This is a genomic window from Agromyces kandeliae (assembly GCF_009674665.1).
In the GTDB taxonomy this organism is placed as follows: Bacteria; Actinomycetota; Actinomycetes; order Actinomycetales; family Microbacteriaceae; genus Agromyces; species Agromyces kandeliae.
Window position 1 is genome coordinate 1 of the sequence record NZ_WKJD01000022.1, and the last position, 2930, is coordinate 2930.

General features: G+C 68.2%; 3 protein-coding genes. All 3 read left to right on the plus strand.

Annotated elements, in window-relative coordinates:
- Positions 1 to 792 carry an ATP-binding cassette domain-containing protein gene (locus tag GJR97_RS17780; protein WP_154348119.1) on the plus strand — a complete coding sequence of 264 codons (792 nt, stop codon included), beginning with the start codon at positions 1 to 3 and terminating at the stop codon, positions 790 to 792.
- Complete coding sequence (locus GJR97_RS17785) at positions 789 to 1871, plus strand: ABC transporter permease (protein ID WP_154348120.1); 1083 nt, start codon at positions 789 to 791, stop codon at positions 1869 to 1871. The genes GJR97_RS17780 and GJR97_RS17785 overlap by 4 nt, the downstream gene beginning before the upstream one ends.
- A 70-nt stretch (positions 1872 to 1941) precedes the next feature.
- Positions 1942 to 2928 carry an ABC transporter substrate-binding protein gene (locus GJR97_RS17790; protein WP_154348121.1) on the plus strand — a complete coding sequence of 329 codons (987 nt, stop codon included), beginning with the start codon at positions 1942 to 1944 and terminating at the stop codon, positions 2926 to 2928.
- Positions 2929 to 2930 lie beyond the last annotated feature (2 nt).

Here is a 2930-nt window from a genome sequence, read left to right on the forward strand (position 1 = left end):
ATGAGTATCGCTTCTTCGGTTCCGGTGCTGCAGGCGCGGGGGCTTTCGCGTCAGTTCGGGCATGTGCGGGCGTTGAATCAGGTTGATTTCGAGGTGTTCCCGGGTGAGGTCACGGCGTTGATCGGTGATAACGGGGCGGGGAAGTCGACGTTGGTGAAGGCGTTGTCGGGCAATCTCGCGGTGGATTCGGGGTCGATCCTGTTCGATGGGGCCGAGGTGGACATGTCCACGCCGTCGGCGGTCAGCGCGTTGGGGATCGAGACGGTGTACCAGGACCTGGCGTTGGCGCCGCATCTGGATCCGGTGCAGAACATGTACCTGGGTCGTGAGATCCCGCGGGGCGGGCTGGGTGGCCTGCTGGGGTTCATGAAGACCAAGGAGATGCGGGCCGAGTCGAAGGTCGCGTTCGATGAGCTCGGGGCGACGGTGCGGTCCTTGACGTCCCCGGTGGGTGAGATGTCGGGTGGGCAGCGGCAGGCGATCGCGATCGCCCGTGCGGTGCATTGGGCGTCCCGGGTGGTGTTCCTGGACGAGCCGACCGCGGCGCTCGGGGTCCGGCAGACGCAGAACGTGCTGGAAACGATCCGGCGGGTGCGGGACAAGGGCATCGCGGTGGTGTTCATCTCGCATTCGATGCCGCACGTGATGGAGGTCGCCGACCGGATCCAGGTGCTGCGCCTGGGGACCCGGGTCGCGAACATCCCCGCCGAGAACACGTCCATGGAAGAACTCGTCGGGTTGATGACCGGCGCCGTGGTGCATGAGCAGAGCCCGAAGGAGTCCGACCGATGAGCATCACCAAGCCTCCCACCGAGACCGTCGCGATCGGCACGCTCGACGAGCCGAAGCAGGGATTCCTGCAACGCCTGGTCCGTGCCCAGGCGTTCCAGATCCTGCTCGTGCTGCTGGTGATCGTGCTGATCTTCAGCGCCCTCGCGCCGGACACGTTCGCGCAGTGGTCGAACTTCCGGCTGATCATCCAGAACGCCTCGATCCTCGCCGTCCTCGGCGTCGGGATGACGTACATCATCATCACGGCCGGCATCGACCTCTCGATCGGGTCCGTGCTGGTGTTCTCCGGCGTGGTGTCCGCGATCGTGATGCGCGCCCTCGGCGGTGAGGGGTGGGGCACGGCGCTGGTCGGCATCCTCGTCGCGATCGCGTGCGGCATCGGCTGGGGCCTGCTCAACGGGTTCCTGATCGCCAAGGCCAAGATCCCGCCGCTGATCGTCACCCTCGGCTCGCTCGGCATGGCCCTGGGCCTGGCGCAGATCCTCACCGGCGGCGTCGACATCCGCGAGGTCCCCACCGTGCTGACGACCACGATCGGGTACGGCAACATCCTCGGCACGATCCCGACGATCTCCGTCATCGCGCTGGTCGTGGTCGTGCTCGGCGCGATCGTGCTGCACTTCACCCGGTTCGGGCTACACACCTACGCCGTCGGCTCCAGCGAGCTCGCGGCCCGCCGGGTCGGCGTGAAGGTCGACCGGCACCTCATCGCCGTGTACACCCTGTCGGGCGGCCTGGCCGGCTTCGCCGGCATCCTCTCGCTCTCGCAGTTCTCCACGACCGCGATCGCCGGGCAGTCCCAGACCAACCTGAACGTGATCGCCGCGGTCGTGATCGGCGGCACGTCGCTCTTCGGCGGCGTCGGCACGATCTTCGGCACCGTGGTCGGCCTGTTCATCCCCGCGGTCCTGCAGAACGGGTTCGTGATCACCGGCGTCCAGCCCTTCTGGCAGCAGGTCGCGGTCGGCGCGGTGCTGATCACGGCCGTCTACATCGACCAGGTGCGTCGCACCGCCGCCATGCGCGGCAGCTCCCAAAGCCTCTGGCGCAAGTTCGTCAGCGGAGGCCGGCGCGGATGACGTCCGGCCGCACCACAACCACAACCACAACCACAACCCCAACCCAGTCAAGAGAAGAACGGTGATCACAATGAAGTGGAACAAGAAGGCGATCGGCATCGCCGCGCTCAGCGCGAGCGCGACCCTGGTCCTGGCCGGCTGTTCCGGAGGCGACTCGGGCACGAGCACCGCCGACGGCGACGGCGGGTACGAGATCGCGTTCGTGCAGGGCGTCGCAGGAGACGAGTTCTACATCTCCATGCAGTGCGGCATCGAGGCAGCCGCCGCCGAGGCCGGCGCGACCGTGACCGTGCAGGGACCGGAACAGTTCGACCCGACCCTGCAGAAGCCGATCGTGGACGCCGTCGTGGCCAGCAACCCCGACGCCCTGCTGATCGCCCCGACCGACGTGACCGCGATGCAGGCCCCGATCCAGGCCGCCGCCGACGCCGGCATCCAGGTCGTCCTGGTCGACACCACCCTCGAGGACCCCTCGATGGCCGTCTCCCAGATCTCCTCCGACAACGCCGGCGGCGGCGCCGCCGCATTCGACGCGATCCAGGAAGCCCACCCCGAGGGCGGCAAGGTCCTGGTCGTCTCGATCGACCCGGGCATCTCGACCAGCGACGCCCGCGGCGAAGGCTTCGAAGCCGCCGTCGCCGAGGACCCCAACTTCGAATCCCTCGGCATCGAGTACAGCCACAACGAACCCGCCGAAGCCGCCCGCATCGTGACCGCCGCACTCCAGGCCAACCCCGACATCGTCGGCATCTTCGCCGCGAACCTGTTCGCCGCCGAAGGCACCGCGACCGGCATCCAGCAGGCCGGCAAGCAGGGCGAGGTCACCGTCGTCGGCTTCGACGCCGGCCCCGCCCAGGTCCAGGCCCTCAAGGACGGCATCGTCCAGGCCCTCGTCGCCCAGGAACCCGCCACCATCGGCACCGACGGCGTCGCCCAGGCCCTCGCCGCCCTCAACGGCGAACCCACCGAAGCGAAGATCCAGACCGGATTCACCGTCATCACCGCCGACAACGTCGACGGCGACGCCGCCGACGCCATCTACAAGTCCAGCTGCTGACC